We start from the raw sequence: 18,790 nt of genomic DNA, 5'->3' as shown, positions 1-18,790 counted from the left end.
ATCCTTCCCCTTCCTGTTTTAGAAAATCGAATATAGAATGACTGCTAGAGCCAACACAATCGTTGGTAGTACTACGCTAAGAATAAATACTGGCCAATAAGCCCTTTTATGGGTCTCACCACATATTGCACGGATCGTTGTCACCACATATCCGTTATGTGGAAGAGAATCCAAACCACCTGATGCCAGAGCTGAAATTCGATGCATCGCACCTGGGTCAAGTCCTTGTGCCATATATATAGGAGCTAAGATAGGTAGGGCAATTCCTAATCCTCCTGAGGCAGAACCTGTTATTCCACAAATAAGGGTAACTGCTATAGCTAACCCCATAAGTGGTGGTCCTGGTAAACTCACTAACCCATCCACAACCGTATCAAATGCAGAAACCTGAGCTGCAACACTACCAAAACCTACAACCGCACATGTATTAGCAGCGGCCACTAATGCATCTTGAGCGCCTTTTGCTAATGATGACCAGAACTCTCTTAAATACTTAAACATAAAGACACAAGCTAGCAGTATGCCACTTGCCAAAGAAAGTAACGCCGCTGCAGTTGAAGAGGCAAATTGAGCTATCGTATTTAACATCACTATCACGACTACTAGCGGTAATATCGCAAAAATGACATGTGGATAATCCTTAGCATTTACTGGTGTACTAGGCTTTTGCATTTCTAGCTCGACATCTGCCGCTATCTCATTAGAAGCTGTTGAAAATTGATTCGGTGGAGAAAATCCTTCCCCATTTTGAACAGCTTTTTTCACCATTCTTCCTAGTAAAATTCCACCGACAATCATAATAATCAAGGCCATGATAACGCCGATAAGTCCTCCAGCAGTTGGTTTCGTTCCAAAAAACTCAGTCGGAATTAGGTTCTGAATTTCTGGTGAACCAGGTGCTGTCATCGTAAAAGAAATAGAACCAAAAACTAATGCTGCTGGAATAAAGCGATGTGGTAAATTAGAGACTCGAAACAAAGAAACTGCGATTGGATATACCGCAAACCCTACTACGAATAAACTAACTCCCCCGTATGTCATGATTGCCGCAGCAGCAACAACCGCAAATACAGCGCGTGATGGGCCAAGTGTTTTCTTCACCCAATTGGCAATACTGTCAGCAGCACGTGTTTCCTGCATGATTTTCCCAAATACCGCACCCAATAAGAAGATCAAAAACCATGATTTAAAGTATCCCGTAAACCCTGTCATATAATAGTCTGCTAATGCTGTTTCGAGATTCAGTCCTCCGGTAACAGCAACCAACAAGGTACTGATGATAGCGGCAATAATAATATTGATTCCTCTCATAGTTAAAATGATTAATAGAATTAAGGAAGCAATTAACCCAAGCATTCCGACCATCTTTCAACTCACCTCTTCCATGTTTAATTTACCGTCTCTTCCACGGAAAACTGATAATTATAGCAAACATGATAAAGCTTCACTAATTCATCATGAGTTGGAATTCTCGGATTGTTGGCAGGACTGCCACTTTCAACAGCGTCAACCGACATCTTATCCACTACAGTTTCAAATGTACTTTGGTCTATTCCCCACCCTTTTAAGTTTGGAATATTCATCTTGACACAAAGATCTTTTATCGAATTTACGGCAATATTGGCTGCTTCCTTACTGGAAAGGCTTTCATTATTAAGGTCAAATATTCTTCCTAGATCAGCTAATCTCTCTACACAGGCTTCTTTACTGAATTCTAATACAGCCGGTAATAGCATCGCGTTCGATATCCCATGAGGAACATGAAAGATGGCTCCTATTGGTCTAGACATTCCGTGAACAAGACAAACAGATGAATTGGAAAATGCCATTCCTGCTTGCAAAGAACCTAATGCCATTGCTTCACGAGCATCCTCATTTTCACCATTTGTGTAAGCGGTTAAAATATTCTCAACAATAAGCTTCATCGCGGATACTGCCAATGTATCGGTCATCGGATGAGATTTTCTTGAAAGATAGGCTTCAATTGCGTGACTAAGAGCATCAATTCCTGTTGCAGCTGTTACATTTTTCGGTGCTGAAATCGTCAATAACGGATCAACAATGGCCACCTCTGGCATAAAAGCAGGCTGTTTGATCATCATTTTCACATCTGAACTTGTATTCGTAATAATCGTGGCATCCGTTGCTTCAGAACCAGTACCCGCCGTTGTAGGAATTGAAATATGAGGGACTGGGGGATTTGATGCTATTTTCCTTTCTCTCATATAGTCACCAATGTAGCCTCCATTTGTCGCCAGAACAGCGATCGCTTTAGCCGTATCGATACAGCTCCCTCCACCGAGCGATATCACGATGTCACATTGTTCTTTTTGCAGGATCTCCAAAGATTCAGACACATATTGGTCTGTTGGTTCTGAAGCAATTCCTAAGTAGACTGCACTTTGTACGCCTTGCTCTTCGAGAAGATTTCTACACTTGCTTACAATCCCAAGACTGTCCATGATCTTATCACTAACAATTAGGGCTTTTTTTCCTCTTTGCGAGGCTTCTGTTCCAACGTTTTCAAAAGCATTTCTTCCATATAAAATTGTTTTAGGCGTTCGAAATACTGCGAAGTTTTCCACTTTTACCACCCCTTTTGTAAATTCTTTATTTAATTTGCAAGAAGTGTGCCAAGTTTCAAACTAGCAATCTATTAGGATTTCTAATCTTCCAACACTGTAGACACTACACTACAGTGTTGTGTTTATGTAGCGACATCACTACACCTAATGTATTCCGTACTTTTTAAGCTTTTGATATAAGGTCGTCCGATGAATTCCCAAAATCTCAGCTGCTTTTGATTTATTTCCACCTGCTCTTGTTAGAGCATTTTGAACCAATTCCTTTTCTCGTTTGTCTCCTAACATTTTCGCTTCGCTCAAAAATGTTCCTGTTTTGGTAAGGACATGTTCTTGTTCTATTCCATTCATGAAAATTTTTGATAAATGCTGTACATCAATCGTCTCTCCCTCAACAAGGGTCACTAATCTTTCGATTGTATTCACCATTTCTCGAATATTGCCCTTCCATGGATGGTTCATAAATGCAGACACAGCTTCGGATGTTAATGATTTGTATGGGACATCATATTTTTCACAAACTTCCTTCAGATAAAAGGAAATTAAACTCGGAATATCATTCTTACGTTCCCGAAGAGAAGGAATATGAAGCTGAATAATGTTTAAACGATAAAATAAATCCTCCCTGAATGTTCCTTTATCCACCATTTCTTTTAAATCACGATTTGTTGCCCCTATAATCCTTGCGTTTATATGATATTTTTTAACGCCACCTACTCGCTCTACTTCTCTTTCCTGCAAAACCCGTAATAACTTCGTTTGCATCATAAGAGGCATTTCTCCAAGCTCATCTAGAAAAATCGTTCCATTTTGGGCTAATTCAAACTTTCCTGGTTTTCCGCCTTTTTTAGCTCCAGTAAAGGCACCCTCTTCATACCCAAACAACTCAGATTCAAATAACTGCTCTGGAATAGCCCCACAATTTACACTGATAAATGGACCTGTAGAAAATGGACTTAAATGATGTATACTCTTAGCAAACATTTCTTTCCCAGTCCCACTTTCTCCGGTTATAAGGACAGTAGCCGCCGTTCTTGCTGCACGCCTCGCAATCCGTTTCACATTTAGGACTTCCTCACTTGTCCCAATAATTTGGTCAATCGTTATTCGACTATCTCCTTCTTTTATCAAGGTTAAAGATTCTTTCTGGGATCGTTCTTTTCTATGATCCTCTTGTAATCTTTCATGTATCTTATATACTTCGGTCACTCCTTCAAATATGAGCATTCCAATGGCTCCCGTTACCTTTCCATTTCTCCAAATCGGAATTCGGTGTACAACCATGTCCTGTCCCTGTATATTCTGAATGACACCCCTTTCAGGAATCCCGGTTTTCACAGTAATATGTAGATTGGTATTATCAATCACTTCCGTAACATGTCTTCCTATAGCATCTTCTCTTTTTATTCCCGTAAAACGACTGTAAGCATTATTAAACTCTTGTAAAATCCCATTTTCATCAACAAAGGCAATGCCCTCGTAGGCACTGTCCAAAATGATATTTAACGCTTCCGCAGAATTTTGACGCTGTTCTAATCGATAAATATACTTCGAAAAACCATCCAGAATGTCTCGCCGAGTTAAAATCCCAACAAGGACACCGTACTCGTCCAGAACAGGGAGCTGATCATATGGAAGAGTAAATACATCCAAAATAGAATCAGCAGGACTTATACTAGCAAAATTTCTTGTTAATGTACTTTGAACTATGGACTCGCTATTACTTCCATGAAGTAAAAGGTAAAGTAGTTTTCGCAATGTAATCATTCCGAGAAGATGCATATTTTTATCAACTACAGGTAGACTCTCTACACGAAGATCATCCATTTTTTCTGCTACTTTTTTTAACGTTTCACCTTGTGTAATACAATAGGGATTCGGTGTCATCCAATTCTTAACCTGGAGAAGCTCCATACTTTGTAGAACCTGTTCACCTTTAATAAGGCTCTTATTCAAGATACATTCCCCCTCCGGATTGATATCCATTTCTAAAGGCTTGCCTCTATCATATCAGGATTCTGAAAATTTTGATAAAAAAATACACACTAAAAAAGAGAGGAATCCCTCTCTTTCTTAAGCATACATCTTATCTTCCTGCTCCTTCTTAAAGAAGCTTCGCATGGCATGGAATACATCGGCTTTTTGCTTGAGGATATAATATCGGAAGTCTTCATGCTTGATGTTTTTATACGCGGACATGAGGGTCGAATGCCTATTATACTGATTCACTTCACCATAACCAAACATATTTGATACATTCATCAACTGCTCCACGAGTTTCACACATCTTGCATTATCTGAGGTTAAATTATCGCCATCGGAAAAATGGAATGGATAAATATTGTACCTCGTCGGATTGTATTTATCTTCAATAAGTTCTAATGCTTTTCGGTAGGCTGATGAACAAATGGTTCCTCCGCTTTCCCCTTTAGAGAAAAAGTCTTCTTCACTCACAACCTTTGCCTCCGTATGATGGGCAATGAATTCAATTTCTACCGTTTCATATTTTGTACGTAAAAATCGGGTCATCCAGAAAAAGAAACTGCGCGCCATATACTTTTCCCATATGCCCATAGATCCACTCGTATCCATCATCGCCAGCACAACTGCTTTTGATTCTGGTTTAATGACTTCATTCCACGTCTTAAATTTCAAATCCTCTCGGAAAATCGGATGGAAACTTGCCTGACCTGTCATCGCATTTCGTTTAAACGCTGTCATCATGGTTCTTTTCTTATCAATATTGCCCATTAAGCCTGTTTTTCGAATATCATTGAATTCAATATTCTCAACAACAATATTATCCTGTTCTTTTCTCTTCAAATTCGGAAGCTCCAACTCTTTAAATAACGCTTCTTGAATATCCATCAGTGATACTTCTGCTTCAAAATAATCTTCTCCAGCCTGATCTCCTGCTCCTTGACCTTTACCAGGTCCCTTTTGGCCACCGGATCCATCACGAGCAACAACATCCCCAATTTGACTGTCTCCATCACCTTGGCCCACATGTTTATTTTTATCATAGTTGTAGCGAATTTTATATTCATCCAAAGAACGTATCGGTATTTTAACCACTTCTCGACCGTTTGACATGACGATATTTTCTTCTGTTATAAGATCCGGTAAATTGTTTCGAATCGCTTCTTGGACTTTTTCCTGGTGGCGCTTCTGATCATCGTGGCCTTTGCGGTGGAGGGACCAATCTTCCTTCGAAATCACAAATTGATGATTGTTAACATCGGTCATCTTAACCCCTCCTTGTTTTTATAAAATTGTTCACACTTTTTTACTTATTCGCATACAATATCTCGGGTGTCTCACGAAAAAAAGTAAAAATGGTGATTACTCTATCCTATGCAACGATCCGAAATAATTTACAATTAGTTACGATAAAAGCACGTATGCCTATGAAAAACATCGATTTCTCGATGAAAAAAGGCTGGCAGAAATTCTGCCAGCCGCTTTCTATCTATTCAACAAACTTCCTACATAACGTAATAGCTCATTCGCTGAAGTCGAATTATAGCCATGTTCATCAATGAGTCTCGCTACAACTTCATTCACTTTCTTCAGCTGCTGCTCATCTGGCGTTTTTGTAGAAGTCGTGATTTTTACAACATCTTTCAAATCAGCAAAGAGCTTTTTCTGAATGGCTTCTCTCAAGCGATCATGCGAATTGTAATCAAATCTCTTTCCTTTTCTTGCATAGGCTGAAATTCGAATTAATATTTCTTCACGAAACGCCTTTTTCGCATTTTCAGAGATGCCGATTTGCTCTTCGATCGAGCGCATCAACTTTTCATCCGGATTAATTTCTTCTCCAGTTAACGGATCTCGAAGCTTAATTTTGTTGCAATACGCTTCGACATTATCTAAATAGTTATCCATTAGTGTTTTTGCAGACTCTTCATAAGAATACACAAATGCCTTTTGGACTTCTTTTTTCGCAATATCATCGTATTCCTTGCGTGCAACAGAAATAAAATTCAAGTAGCGCTCTTTTAATTCATCGGTAATCGATGGATGCTGATCAAGCCCTTCTTTTAATGAGCGTAAAACATCTAGAGCATTTATCGAAGTCATTTCCTTACGAATAATCGTAGATGAAATTCGATTGATGACATAACGTGGATCAATTCCACTCATACCTTCATCATTGTATTCCTTCTTCAATTCTTCAAGGTCAGCAGTGTTAAAGCCCTCTACATTTTGACCATCGTATAGTCGCATTTTCTTAACAAGATCAATGTCTCCCTTTTTCGGTTCCTTCAAACGGGTCAGAATGGTGAACATTGCTGCCACTTTTAACGTATGTGGAGCTATATGAACTTCTGACACATCACTTTCTCGAATCATCTTTTCATAAATTTTTTCTTCCTGACTTGCTTTTAAATTATAAGGCACTGGCATGACAATAATACGAGAATGCAATGCTTCATTTTTCTTATTTGAAATAAAGGAACGATACTCAGTTTCATTCGTATGAGCTACTATAAGCTCATCCGCTGAAATTAGCGCAAATCTACCTGCTTTAAAATTCCCTTCTTGCGTTAACGAAAGCAAATGCCACAAAAACTTCTCATCGCATTTCAGCATCTCTTGAAATTCCATCATTCCACGATTGGCTTTGTTTAATTCCCCATCAAAACGATAAGCCCGCGGATCAGACTCTGAACCATATTGGGCAATTGTGGAGAAATCAATGCTTCCTGTTAAATCAGCAATATCTTGAGATTTTGGATCAGATGGACTGAAGGTTCCAATTCCCACCCGTTTATCCTCTGAGAAGAAAATTCTCTCCACAATCATATCCTCAATCCGACCTCCATACTCCTGGTCTAACCTCATCGTATTCAGTGGAGAAAGATTTCCTTCAACGCGAATTCCATATTCGTCAAAAAAATCCTGCCGCAAGTGATGTGGAATCAAATGAAGTGGGTCTTCGTGCATCGGGCATCCCTTAATCGCATAAATAGCTCCTCGATCTGTCCGGGAATAAGCCTCTAACCCTCTTTTTAGCATAGCCACCAAAGTCGATTTACCACCACTGACTGGCCCCATTAACAATAGAATTCTCTTTCTAACGTCAAGTCGTTTAGCAGCTGGATGGAAATATTCCTCCACTAACTTCTCTAACGCTTCCTCAAGTCCAAACAGCTGATTGCAGAAAAATTGATAACGATTCTTTCCATCAATTTTTTCTACTCCTGCATCTTTGATCATATTGTAAACTCTTGAATGTGCTGATTGGGCAACCCATGGCTTTTCTTTAATAATCTCTAGGTAATCTGCAAAAGTACCTTCCCATTTTAACTTTTCCTCTTCATATCTTTGCATCTCAATCTTTTTTAATATATCCATAAGGACCCTCCCCTGTCGCTTGATCAGAGACGATTAATATAATCTATGCGAGCTATTAAACGAACATGCGTAAACAAGGTGAGAGTTTTATGGTTCTATTTCATTAACCTTTAGAGTAAAGCAGAATAGCTGTCAAAAAAAATCCACACTTTACATTCACACTTTTTAGTAAATAGGCTATAATAAATTTATATGTTAACTTTTGCTATCTGAAATTTTATAATTTTGAGGGGGCATACATAAATGGGTCTAGTACTTATTCTTGGCGTTATGGTTGCGTTCTTAGCTGCTATCTTCACTTCTGGCTACAACGATAAGCCTGGTACAAACAAATAATTAGTATGATAAAAAGCTGCTGAGTCGTCTCAGCAGCTTTTTTCGTACTATCGAAGGTTCATTTTCTTTCCTTCAATAAATTCTTTCATATACATACGAGATTGTTTTTCAAGCATGGTCCCCATTTGCGAAGTCCATGTGTCATTTCGCTTTCCAGCCGTTCTCTCTTCGTAATACTTCTGAATGATCTCATTATATTCTTGAAGCTCATCTATATATTTCTGTTCATTTTCTTCGTAGACGTTCTCATGATACACATGGTTAAAAGGAAGTCTCGGCTTTTGCCCGGAGATTTTCGCTGGATAGCCAATTGCGATTCCGAACAATGGAATAACTCGGTCTGGTGTCTTTAACAATTTCACAACTTCCTCTAAATTGTTTCGAATCCCACCTATATAGCAGATACCAAGCCCCATTGATTCTGCTGCAATCACAGCATTTTGGGCAGCTAGAGCCGCATCGATAAGAGCAACCATGAATTTTTCAGTGCTTTCAATCGAAGGCTCCACCTCTTTGCCTTCCATTTTTCCAATTAAGGCATGGCGGTGCAAATCAGCACAAAATACGAAGAAATGTCCATTGTTTTCTACATAGGACTGATTGTTAGCTAATTCTGCTATTCGGGTTTTCTTCTCTTTATCCGTTATTCCAATAATGGAATATGCTTGAATAAAACTAGATGTGGAAGCTGCTTGAGCACTTTCTACAATCGTTTGAATCTGTTCCTGTGATAAAGGTCTATCTTTTTCAAAACTTCGAATCGAGCGATGATTTAAGATTGTTTCAATAATCTGGTTCACTTTTTCCACCCTCTCTAGTCTTATTTTAGGTGAGCGTAATCCTGTTGTCTTAATGCTTCATAGATTAAAATAGCTGCAGTGTTGGATAAATTCAATGAACGAATATTATCATTCATTGGAATACGTAGAGCATGATCTTGATTTTCCGCAATTAAATCTTTCGGAAGACCAGTCGTTTCTTTTCCAAACACAAAATAATAATCCATATTTAGATTACTGTAATCAAAAGTAGAATACGGCCTTGAGCCAAACTTCGTAATATAGAAAAACTCTCCTCCTGCATTCTTTTCAAAAAACTCATCTAAAGAATCATAATAAACGATATTTACAAATTGCCAATAATCAAGTCCAGCTCTCTTTAACTGTTTATCATCGGTAGAAAATCCGAGAGGACGGATTAGATGAAGAGTTGTATCTGTGCCTGCACATGTACGAGCAATATTTCCCGTATTAGCTGGGATCTCTGGTTGATAAAGAACTACGTGAATTGCCACTTTTTTCACCTCAAAAACTTTTTTAAAATCTACATGCTATTATATCATTCTTCTTATCGGACTTTAATTCCTGCGGCTTGATCGTCTAGAATATGAAGAAATTTATATTTTATATTTGGCGTATACGCAGTGGAATCCTCGTATGCCCAGTATCTCATTCGACTATTTTGCGTATGTGCATTCACAAGAGGCATCCCATCTTTATCCTTTGCTACAACAATCGTGGTGTGATCAAAACGCCCGTCTCCTTGAAAGTCATAGCAAACCACGTCGCCTATTTCGAGCATGTCAGCCGACGCCACAATTTCTGCTCGGAGTCCAGACTTAGCATTCGGCAAATACCATCTTAAGGAATTGGCCACCGTCCAGCTATAACTCCAATTATTATTTTGCATCCACCAACCTTTACTACGATTCGGGTAACCAGTCATTGGTGCATTTCCTGCATGCAGGCATTGAGAAATATAATTCGTGCAATCTACATCGAATTTTTTAAAAGCCGGGTTGAAATCATTCCACCACACTTCTGCATACTTCACCGCTTTCAGGCGATCATATTTAAATCCTGCCCGTTCTTCACTTACTTCTTCGTCATAAAACAGTTCTATATCTCTTGATTCAAATGGATTTATTTCTTGATCTTCTACTAACACATCCTTGTAAAATTCTGCTACCCTTTCCTCTATTTCTTCTTCTATATATAAATTCCCCTTGTGATTAATGAGATACTGAAAATGTACCTGGTAAAAAGCTTTGGCAGACTCTTTTTCATCGATTGTATCAGTAATATTTCCTGTTGCTTTTACCTTCACAATTTCCCCTTTTCGCTTGGCTAGGCTTTCTTTTTTCCTTTCTATTTTCTCGTCTGAATGATTTCTTGTATGGGTCACGTACTGATTCACACGCTTAAGTAAATGTTCTTGAAGTTGTTCCCGCATTTTTTTAAAAACACTCCCTTCATTTTATTTATATGAAAAAAGGCATAAAAAGAGCCCGATCGTTTCCGATCGAGCTCTTGAATCGTGTGTGATTATTGAACAGAAACCCAAACACTCTTCACTTCTGTATAGTTATTAAGCGCATACGATCCCATTTCGCGTCCAAGACCTGATTGCTTATATCCACCAAATGGAGATGCTGCATCAAAGGCATTGTAGCAGTTCACCCAAACTGTACCAGCACGAAGCTTGTTAGCAACATAATGTGCTTTCGCAACATCCTGTGTCCACACACCAGCTGCTAAGCCGTATTCACTATTGTTCGCACGGTTGATCAATTCATCTAAATCTTCATAAGGCAATGCAGCGATAACTGGTCCGAAAATTTCTTCCTTCGCAATCGTCATTTCATCACGAACATCTGCGAAGATAGTTGGAGATACGAAGTAGCCTTCTTCTTGTGGTTTGACACCACCTGTTACAAGTTGTGCCCCTTCGCTTACACCTTTTTCAATATAGTTAAGGACACGATTTTGCTGTTCGATTGAAACTAAAGGTCCAATTTCAGTATCAGCGTGAAGTCCTGCCCCTTGTTTAATTTTCTGAGCATGAGAAGCCATATCAGCCACTACATTGTCAAAATGCTTCTTCTGAATGAAGACTCTTGAGCCCGCACAACAAACCTGACCTTGGTTAAACATTACACCGTTAAGTGCTCCAGGAATAGCTTTTGTTAAATCTGCATCTGGGAGGATGATATTTGGCGATTTACCACCCAGTTCTAACGTAACACGCTTCAACGTTTTTGAAGCATTAGACATAATCAATTTACCAACTTCAGTAGAACCCGTAAATGCAATTTTATCTACTAAAGGATGATCAACTAATGGTTGACCAGCTGTTTCACCAAAGCCAGGAACGATGTTGACAACACCTGGAGGGAAGCCAGCTTCTTCAATTAATTCAGCTAAATATAGTGCAGAAAGTGGAGTTTGTTCAGCTGGTTTTAACACAACAGTACAACCCGTTGCTAGCGCAGCACCAAGCTTCCACATTGCCATAAGTAACGGGAAGTTCCAAGGGATAATTTGCCCTACGACTCCAACTGCTTCATGACGTGTATAGTTGAAGAAAGGACCACTGACAGGAATCGTTTGCCCCACAATCTTTGTAGACCAGCCAGCATAATAACGCATATGCTCAACGGCTAATGGAATATCCGCATTTGTTGTTTCACGAATAGGTTTCCCATTATCCAAAGTCTCTAACTGTGCTAATTCTGCTGCGTTCTCTTCCATTAAATCTGCTAGTTTATACATTAGACGACTGCGAGCTGCTGCACTCAATTGTGACCATGGCCCTTCATCAAATGCTTTACGTGCTGCTCTTACCGCTAAATCAATATCTTCTGCTCCTGCTTCGTAAACGCTAGCCAATACTTCCCCTGTAGCTGGATTGTAAGTGTCGAATGTTTTTTGTGATTTGCTTTCCACAAATTCCCCATTGATATAAAGCTTTTTCTTCCCACTTAAAAACTTTTCTACCTTTTCTTTTAAATCTACAGTTAATTGGCTCATACAATTCCTCCTCAAATATAGTATTCTATGTAACTCCTGTTGCATAGAAAAACTAAAGGCAGCGCTTACAAAGTAATGTTAACACTTGAGGGTTTTTTAAATCAACAGTTAAGTTTTTAAATATTTAGATATTTTACGACATAAACTGCTAATCTTTGTATGGAAGACTGAGCTAGATTAAGCTGTAATTGGTAATCAATTATGCTTCATTGACAAAATCAAGCTACTAACAGTATTGTCAATCAAATGAGCTTTCATTGACACAATATAGAAACCTACCGCTCTAGTTGTCATTCAAGGGAGCTTTCATTGATATCTAGCTATCTGCAGCAATAGCTGTCAATCAAACGTTCAACAAGTAAAAAATAGGTCTGGAGAACAACTCATCCTCCAAACCTATCTTTTAATCATCTGCAAACCTTTTTCGATTTCTCGCAAAACATTTGCGTCTGTTTCCTGTTCTTTTGCACCAAGTAGTTCCTGCTCAGCTTGCTCCCCGCCAATTTTTCCAAGTGCCCAAGCGGCCGTTCCTCTTAGCACAGGTCTAGCATCCTCTTTCATGACCTGGACTAAATCATTTACAGCCGTATCATCTTTAAAATGAGCTAATGCAATAATGGCATTTCGTTGAATCGGATTCTTTCCACGCCACGATCCGGATAACTGACCAAAGCCCTCTCTAAATTGACGATTGCTCAATTGCAGTATTGGTTTCAATAGTGGCTTTACAACCTCAGGCTCTGCTTCCATCTCATCATGAAAATGATAATCTTTCCCCTTATTTTCAGGACACGAAGTTTGGCAAGAGTCACAACCATATAATCTGTTTCCAATTTTTTCACGAAACTCTTCTGGAATAAAATCCTTTGTCTGTGTTAAAAAGGCGATGCAGCGCTGGGCATTGATTTGACCACCTTGAACCAACGCTCCTGTCGGGCAGGCATCAATACATTTATTACAGTCTCCACAACGATCCTCCATTGGGTCATCAGGAGCAAATGGGAGATTCGTAATCATTTCTCCCAAATACACATAGGAGCCAAATTCAGGTGTAATGATGGCACAATTTTTCCCGCTCCAGCCAATGCCCGCTCTTTCAGCTACTGCTCGGTCCGATAACTCACCTGTATCGACCATGGATTTGCATTTCGCATCAGGAACTTTTTCCATAATAAATTCCTCAAGCTTCTTCAGCCGCTCTCGTAAAATAATATGGTAGTCTAGCCCCCAAGAAGCTCTACTAAAAAGACCTCTACGCTCTCCTTTTTTGCTCGTTACACGTCCGTTCATTTTCGATGGATACGCTAATGCAATAGCAATTATCGAACGAGGCTGCTCCATTAACAAGGAAGGATTCACTCTTTTTTCTATATCCGGTTCTTCAAAACCAGATTGGTAGCCTAACTCCTGCTGACGAATAAGTCGATTCTTCAATTCATCAAAAGTAGATGCCGTGGTAAAACCAATTTTATCGATCCCAATCGTTTCACTATATTCAATAATTTCTTGTTTTAATTGATCATAGTCCATATCAGGTACCTCCCTTCTTCTCAGCGTTTGTATATCAAGGTACATTATTGTAAAAAACCATATCCATTATGATAAACTATTTTCATTAGTTTTTGGAGGTGGAAAGCTTGGAAATTCATTTATCACCCCAGATATGCGAAAAAGTAGCCGATTTTAAAATTGCTGCTATTCAATATCAAAATATTGAGGTAGGACCCTCACCGCAAATGTTAAAAGGACGACTACAGCTATTTCAGGAATCGTTATTCTTTGAGCTAGAAGATAAGAATGTAACGGATGTCAATGGGATTATTGAGTGGCGAACTGTTTTTAAACAAACTGGAAAAGACCCAAATCGCTATCGTCATTCTGCGGAAGCCTTATACCGAAGAGTACAAAAGCACCAATATCTTTCATCAGTTAACAGCGCAATCGACGTGAATAATTTCTTTTCTCTGCAATATCAAATTCCATTAGGAATATATGATATGAAAGCCTTATCGGGTGATGTCACGATGAGATTAGGAGCAGAAGGTGAAGAATATATTGGATTGAACGGAAGAGCGAATAACATACATAACTTAATTGTTACTGCAGACGACCACGGTCCATTTGGAAGTCCATTTGTCGATTCAGAACGAAGTGCCGTTTCAGAGTCCACAAAGGATACTTTGCAAATTGTTTACTTAAGTCCCTCTTTGTCAATGGATGAAGCTGAAAAAATGGTCCAGTCTTTAGAAAAAATGTTTGTTCAAATACATGGTGGAGATTCCACTCACAAAATTATTACTTGCTAGAAATTAGGCTTATTTTCAAGCTTAATTTTATTTGCATTAAGGCAATCTATTTACAATGCACCAAATGGCTATTTCTACGTTAAAATCGGCCGCTGGCCAACGGTAGTAGGATTTTAACAACAATCTTTACGAAAAATATAGCCTACATAAAAAAACGCAATACTTCGTTCTTTAGAAACGAAATACTGCGTTGCTTATGTATTGGAGCGGGTGATGGGAATCGAACCCACGACAACAGCTTGGAAGGCTGTGGTTTTACCATTAAACTACACCCGCATATATATTGTAATTTCATCTTGTTTTACTACCCTACTTTGGCCTTTCATGCCTCTAACTCTAAAAAGCTTATTCATGGATGTTATATCGTCGAGGCAACTCGCAGCCGATTCATCGATGTGATGCTCGTGGCTGTGGTTTTACCATTAAACTACACCCGCATTTTTATTGCAATTTTATTTTGTTTTGCTTCCTAACTACCCTTTAACTCTTCTAGCATATTCATTCACAATCAAAACATTACCACATTTAGATTGAAATTAATTTCACAAGAGAATTATAAAAAAACTTTATCATGATCTTTTTTTGCCGTCAAGGTCATTTACGAAAAAATGTCGTACTACGATGGGATTTGTCGCTACACTCGAAAATATTGAAAAAATTTAGACAATACTTTAAACTGAGGGAAATGGTAACTTTTACATAGGTCTACTGGGGGATTTGGCGTGATATTGTTAAAAGGATTGCTCATCAACCTACTCTTTATCTTACTTCTTGTGCTATTTTTTAGCATGATACTATGGAATAAACAGAGGCTCCTTAAATTTGAATATCAGGGGATGTATCTCTCACTTTTGTGTTCTTTTTTAATTTGCCTTAGCCTCTTTTTGTCGATTTCTGTTGAAGTCAATTTTATCTATGATTTACGCTTTATTCCTTTTCTACTCGGAAGCTTATATGGTGGAAAAAGAGTCATGACCATCTTAGGACTCGTACTCATTCTAGTACGTCTTCCATTCGGTGGCGATGGAATCTGGGTTACGATTTCCCTCGTTGTGATTTCATCATTAGTTATCCTCTGGCTCTCACCAAAGTTCAGAAAAAAACCAACCAAATGGCGACTTTGTGTTACGACCACTTTCTCATTCATTTATTCCATATTTGGTTTCTTAGTGCCTTCATTCTATTATGGATTTAACAATATCCAGACCTTTTGCATCTACTCTGTTGTTTTAACTTTTTCTACCTTTTTTGTCACATATTTAACAGAAGTTCTTCGTACAACCTATATTTTACAACTCGGAGCAATCAAAAATGAAAAGATGGAAATTGTCAGTCACCTAGCGGCAAGCATTAGTCATGAAGTTAGGAATCCATTGACCTCTGTAAAAGGCTTTCTTCAATTGATTTTGGAACATAGAGATATACCTGATAATTGCCAACAATATGCCTCACTCGCTTTGGATGAAACCGTGCGTGCCGCTGATATTATTAATGATTACTTAACTTTTGCTAAGCCACATCCAGAGGTTTTAGTAACGCTCGATATTGAAAAAGAAATCTTAAAATGTAAAGAAATTATTGGCCCTCTCGCTTTAAAGAACTCAGTAAATATGAATATGGTCTTTTTTCACACAACGAAAATCCAAGGCGATCCAAACAAGTTTCGCCAAGTACTATTGAATATTTGTAAAAATGCAATCGAAGCCATGCCAAAAGGTGGGACATTATCCATCGTTACGACTACAAACGATAACAAAACGGTCGTCCACATTGCTGATACAGGTCAAGGCATGAGCCCTGAGCATGTTGCTCGGTTAGGTGAACCTTATTTCTCTTTAAAAGAACAAAAGGGAACGGGACTTGGTATGATGGTTGTATTTCGTATTGTTGAAGGAATGGGCGGAAGTGTGAAAGTTTCAAGTGAAGAACAATTTGGAACCTCAATTATCTTGAGCTTTCCAACCGCAGGATAAAAAGAAGCGATCATCCACGTGAATGATCGCTTTTAATGTAGCCCTCTTCCGATAAAATTAGCAGACACTGGATTCAAACCGATTTCCCGAGCCCACACAGATAACTGACCAATGTGGTGAATTTCATGTGCAATAATATGGTGAACGACTTCTGTTTTTGTATACTTTTCATCATTCCAAGGAACGGTAACCAGTTCATCTTCCCCAGTATACTTACTCAAAAGCTCCCTTACTTCTATACGAAACCGTTCAGATAGTTCCCTAGCTTTATCAAGCGACTCATATTCGGAGAAATCTACGTCAACAGGCTCATTTCCTTCTATTGCATAAAGCCAGCTATATTCTACGTCAGCAATATGTACAAGCGTATGAAGAATATTCCCTAACCCTCCGACTCGATTCTTCAATAACTCTTCCTCGGGTACCTGCTTACACCACTCAAACCATTCATCTCGAACCTGCCAATTATATTCAAAGAATTTTAGCATACACACTCTCCTCTCAAGGTAACTATTCTATCTAAACTTGCATGATTCCTTCCAAGTATCAATTGCATAGTCCAAAAAGCCCTGTAAATAATAAAGACGATAAGGAGGGATTTTTATCAAACAAGTAGCAGCATTAATTCTTATGTTCATTCTTACAGGTTTTGATCGAGCCGATATGATCGAAATTTCCGATATAGAAACGACGATTATTCCCGCTGAGAATATTTTAAGATACGATATCGAGCTAAAAAACACTGGCACAGAGCTTTTTGAAAGCACTTTTGATTATCCTGGGGACAAATATTATGGGATTGAATTGGTGGTGTTACCACATAGAAAGCTAGCAACTAAAATGGAGCTTGTACCTAACAGCAAATTTATTAAGATGGTTTCAAGAGGAAGTGGCGGTACGGGTAGGATAGAGCCTGGAGGTGTCGGCTCCTTTCACTTGGAATATCAAATGAAGAAAGGCTCTCTTCCCTCTTTTGTCAAAAAAGAGGCATTTGATTCTACACTCCTCATTTTAGACGGAGTCAGAACGGTCAAACAAATTCCATTACGGCAATTTAAGGACAGTTCTCTGTTAGAAGGTATTTGCATCTTTTGCAAGTAACGTCCTTCATTTTTCTAAAATGTATTGGCTTGAATAACTCCTTTGTTTTTTTCGGGATCATAAATCGATAAGACATCCCACACAAGCACGTAGTCTCATCTTTGACTGCATGGATTTTTTTCTTAAAAACGACAGTTGGGTACGTCATGATTTCATCCCTTATCAAATATAAATACTTCTCATATATTAGACGTACAGCTTCGCCAAATTGTTTCAGAGGTGACTCATTTATGCATTTCCTAAAATACACCTTATATTTTGTCTGTTTTCTGATATGGGGTCTACTTCTTGGACTTTATATTTATATTGAAGGTGTTTATAAGCTACTTGAATGAATGTTTCCTGATAAATTGTATATGATAAAAACGTGCAAGAACTGCAGAAACATTCCCCTACTATTTACTTAGCGGAGTGAAGGCTGTAATTCTTCCATAAAAAGAACGAAGCTGCCCCAAGTGGACAGCTTCGTTCTTTTTATATAGGTTCTGTTTAAGATTCCATTGAAAAATAAGCGAAAAAATTCCGTCTAAATCAAGAAATTCACTTATTTCTCTATCAATAAGCGGAATATTTCCAGTTAAGCTATACATTTTTCATGATTCTAAGGTTTTTTAGATCTTTTAGCGGAAAATCTCCGCCTATTTCACCTAATATCCATTAGTTTTTCAAAATAAACGGAACTTCTCCGGTTAGGTGGGTACACCTGTCGAAAATCAAAAAGCGAACACCATCAGACCTTTATAGACATCTTTAAAAATCATACTCAGCATCTTTCTCTGCACGAATTTTCCCATAAGCCTCCGTTAAAACGACCGTATCCTCCACCAACCGTTCAATCCGAAAGAGAACATCATCACTGACAATTTCTTTGCGGTGAAAGTCGCTTTCTTCAATGAATACATAGGTTTGAACGATTTGTGCCTTCATATAAGACAAAATTGGTTTTAACTGTTGCTCAGCAACCAAGTAATGCTTAGCAGAGCCTGCTGTTACAAGCATACTGACGATTTTGTCACGAAAAGCATTAACTGGAAGAAGGTCAAACAGATTCTTTAATGTCCCTGGAATCGACGCTTGAAAAATCGGTGTCCCAATAACGATGGCATCTGCTTCCATAATCGTTTTTGTCACATAGCCAGTGTCGCCTTCATACTCAAGAAAATTGCGTCCATCACTAAACTGAACATTGTATTCAGCCAAATCAATGAGTGTTACTTCTACTTCTGGATATTTTGCCACGAGGGCCTCGATAGTATAGTTCATTGCCGTTCTTGTTTTTGAGCCCACCTTTGAGCCTGATAAACCAACGATTTTCATGTCGG

General features: G+C 38.6%; 15 protein-coding genes and 1 tRNA gene. 3 read left to right on the top strand and 13 right to left on the bottom strand.

What is annotated here, in order from left to right; all coding sequences use genetic code 11:
* Positions 1-18: 18 nt before the first annotated feature.
* The 10 genes from FA727_RS00390 to queG all read right to left on the bottom strand — a co-directional run bounded on the left by FA727_RS00390 (position 19) and on the right by queG (position 13,618).
* On the bottom strand, positions 19-1,365 hold the full coding sequence (locus FA727_RS00390) for a GntP family permease (RefSeq protein WP_136828780.1): 1,347 nt from the start codon (positions 1,363-1,365) through the stop codon (positions 19-21).
* Between the two features lie 23 nt (positions 1,366-1,388).
* The gene (locus FA727_RS00385) at positions 1,389-2,585 is read right to left on the bottom strand and encodes an iron-containing alcohol dehydrogenase (protein WP_136828779.1); all 1,197 of its coding nucleotides are present in this window, start codon (positions 2,583-2,585) and stop codon (positions 1,389-1,391) included.
* Positions 2,586-2,729: 144 nt separating this feature from the next.
* Positions 2,730-4,496: a sigma-54-dependent Fis family transcriptional regulator gene (locus tag FA727_RS00380; protein WP_136830971.1), complete on the bottom strand. Its 1,767-nt coding sequence runs from the start codon at positions 4,494-4,496 to the stop codon at positions 2,730-2,732.
* Between the two features lie 159 nt (positions 4,497-4,655).
* Positions 4,656-5,828, bottom strand: a complete 1,173-nt coding sequence (yhbH, locus tag FA727_RS00375) for a sporulation protein YhbH (protein ID WP_136828778.1) — start codon at positions 5,826-5,828, stop codon at positions 4,656-4,658.
* 219 nt (positions 5,829-6,047) lie between these two features.
* Positions 6,048-7,943 carry a PrkA family serine protein kinase gene (locus FA727_RS00370; protein ID WP_136828777.1) on the bottom strand — a complete coding sequence of 632 codons (1,896 nt, stop codon included), beginning with the start codon at positions 7,941-7,943 and terminating at the stop codon, positions 6,048-6,050.
* A 383-nt stretch (positions 7,944-8,326) separates the two neighbouring features.
* Complete coding sequence (nfsA, locus tag FA727_RS00365; protein ID WP_136828776.1) at positions 8,327-9,079, bottom strand: oxygen-insensitive NADPH nitroreductase; 753 nt, start codon at positions 9,077-9,079, stop codon at positions 8,327-8,329.
* Positions 9,080-9,099: 20 nt separating this feature from the next.
* Entirely contained in the window at positions 9,100-9,573 is a 474-nt protein-coding gene (gene trmL, locus FA727_RS00360) for a tRNA (uridine(34)/cytosine(34)/5-carboxymethylaminomethyluridine(34)-2'-O)-methyltransferase TrmL (protein ID WP_136828775.1), read from the bottom strand.
* A gap of 53 nt (positions 9,574-9,626) precedes the next feature.
* Positions 9,627-10,511, bottom strand: a complete 885-nt coding sequence (locus FA727_RS00355) for an amidase domain-containing protein (protein ID WP_136828774.1) — start codon at positions 10,509-10,511, stop codon at positions 9,627-9,629.
* Between the two features lie 92 nt (positions 10,512-10,603).
* A complete protein-coding gene (locus FA727_RS00350; protein ID WP_136828773.1) occupies positions 10,604-12,088 on the bottom strand; it encodes an aldehyde dehydrogenase family protein in 1,485 nt (494 codons plus the stop codon).
* A gap of 396 nt (positions 12,089-12,484) precedes the next feature.
* Positions 12,485-13,618 carry a tRNA epoxyqueuosine(34) reductase QueG gene (queG, locus tag FA727_RS00345; RefSeq protein WP_136828772.1) on the bottom strand — a complete coding sequence of 378 codons (1,134 nt, stop codon included), beginning with the start codon at positions 13,616-13,618 and terminating at the stop codon, positions 12,485-12,487.
* A gap of 107 nt (positions 13,619-13,725) precedes the next feature.
* On the opposite strand from queG, the gene FA727_RS00340 reads away from it, so the two are divergent.
* Positions 13,726-14,394 (top strand): B3/B4 domain-containing protein, encoded by a 669-nt coding sequence (locus FA727_RS00340; protein WP_136828771.1) that lies wholly within the window; start codon positions 13,726-13,728, stop codon positions 14,392-14,394.
* A gap of 202 nt (positions 14,395-14,596) precedes the next feature.
* On the opposite strand, the gene FA727_RS00335 is transcribed toward FA727_RS00340, so the two are convergent.
* Positions 14,597-14,670 (bottom strand) — tRNA-Gly (locus FA727_RS00335).
* 512 nt (positions 14,671-15,182) lie between these two features.
* Here FA727_RS00335 and FA727_RS00330 point away from each other — a divergent pair.
* The gene (locus FA727_RS00330) at positions 15,183-16,367 is read left to right on the top strand and encodes an ATP-binding protein (RefSeq protein ID WP_306461666.1); all 1,185 of its coding nucleotides are present in this window, start codon (positions 15,183-15,185) and stop codon (positions 16,365-16,367) included.
* 32 nt (positions 16,368-16,399) lie between these two features.
* Here the strand turns inward: FA727_RS00330 and FA727_RS00325 are convergent, their stop codons facing one another.
* Positions 16,400-16,855, bottom strand: coding sequence for a DinB family protein (locus FA727_RS00325; RefSeq protein ID WP_136828769.1), 456 nt, complete (start codon positions 16,853-16,855; stop codon positions 16,400-16,402).
* Between the two features lie 142 nt (positions 16,856-16,997).
* Between FA727_RS00325 and FA727_RS00320 the strand changes: the two genes are divergently transcribed.
* Positions 16,998-17,468, top strand: a complete 471-nt coding sequence (locus tag FA727_RS00320) for a hypothetical protein (RefSeq protein WP_136828768.1) — start codon at positions 16,998-17,000, stop codon at positions 17,466-17,468.
* A 750-nt stretch (positions 17,469-18,218) separates the two neighbouring features.
* On the opposite strand, the gene FA727_RS00315 is transcribed toward FA727_RS00320, so the two are convergent.
* Complete coding sequence (locus tag FA727_RS00315) at positions 18,219-18,785, bottom strand: NADPH-dependent FMN reductase (RefSeq protein ID WP_136828767.1); 567 nt, start codon at positions 18,783-18,785, stop codon at positions 18,219-18,221.
* Positions 18,786-18,790 lie beyond the last annotated feature (5 nt).

The sequence above is a fragment of the Robertmurraya kyonggiensis genome (genome assembly GCF_005116465.1).
In the GTDB taxonomy this organism is placed as follows: Bacteria; Bacillota; Bacilli; order Bacillales; family Cytobacillaceae; genus Robertmurraya; species Robertmurraya kyonggiensis.
The sequence above is the reverse complement of the archived record's forward strand: the minus strand, read 5'-3'. Positions and strand labels throughout refer to the sequence as shown.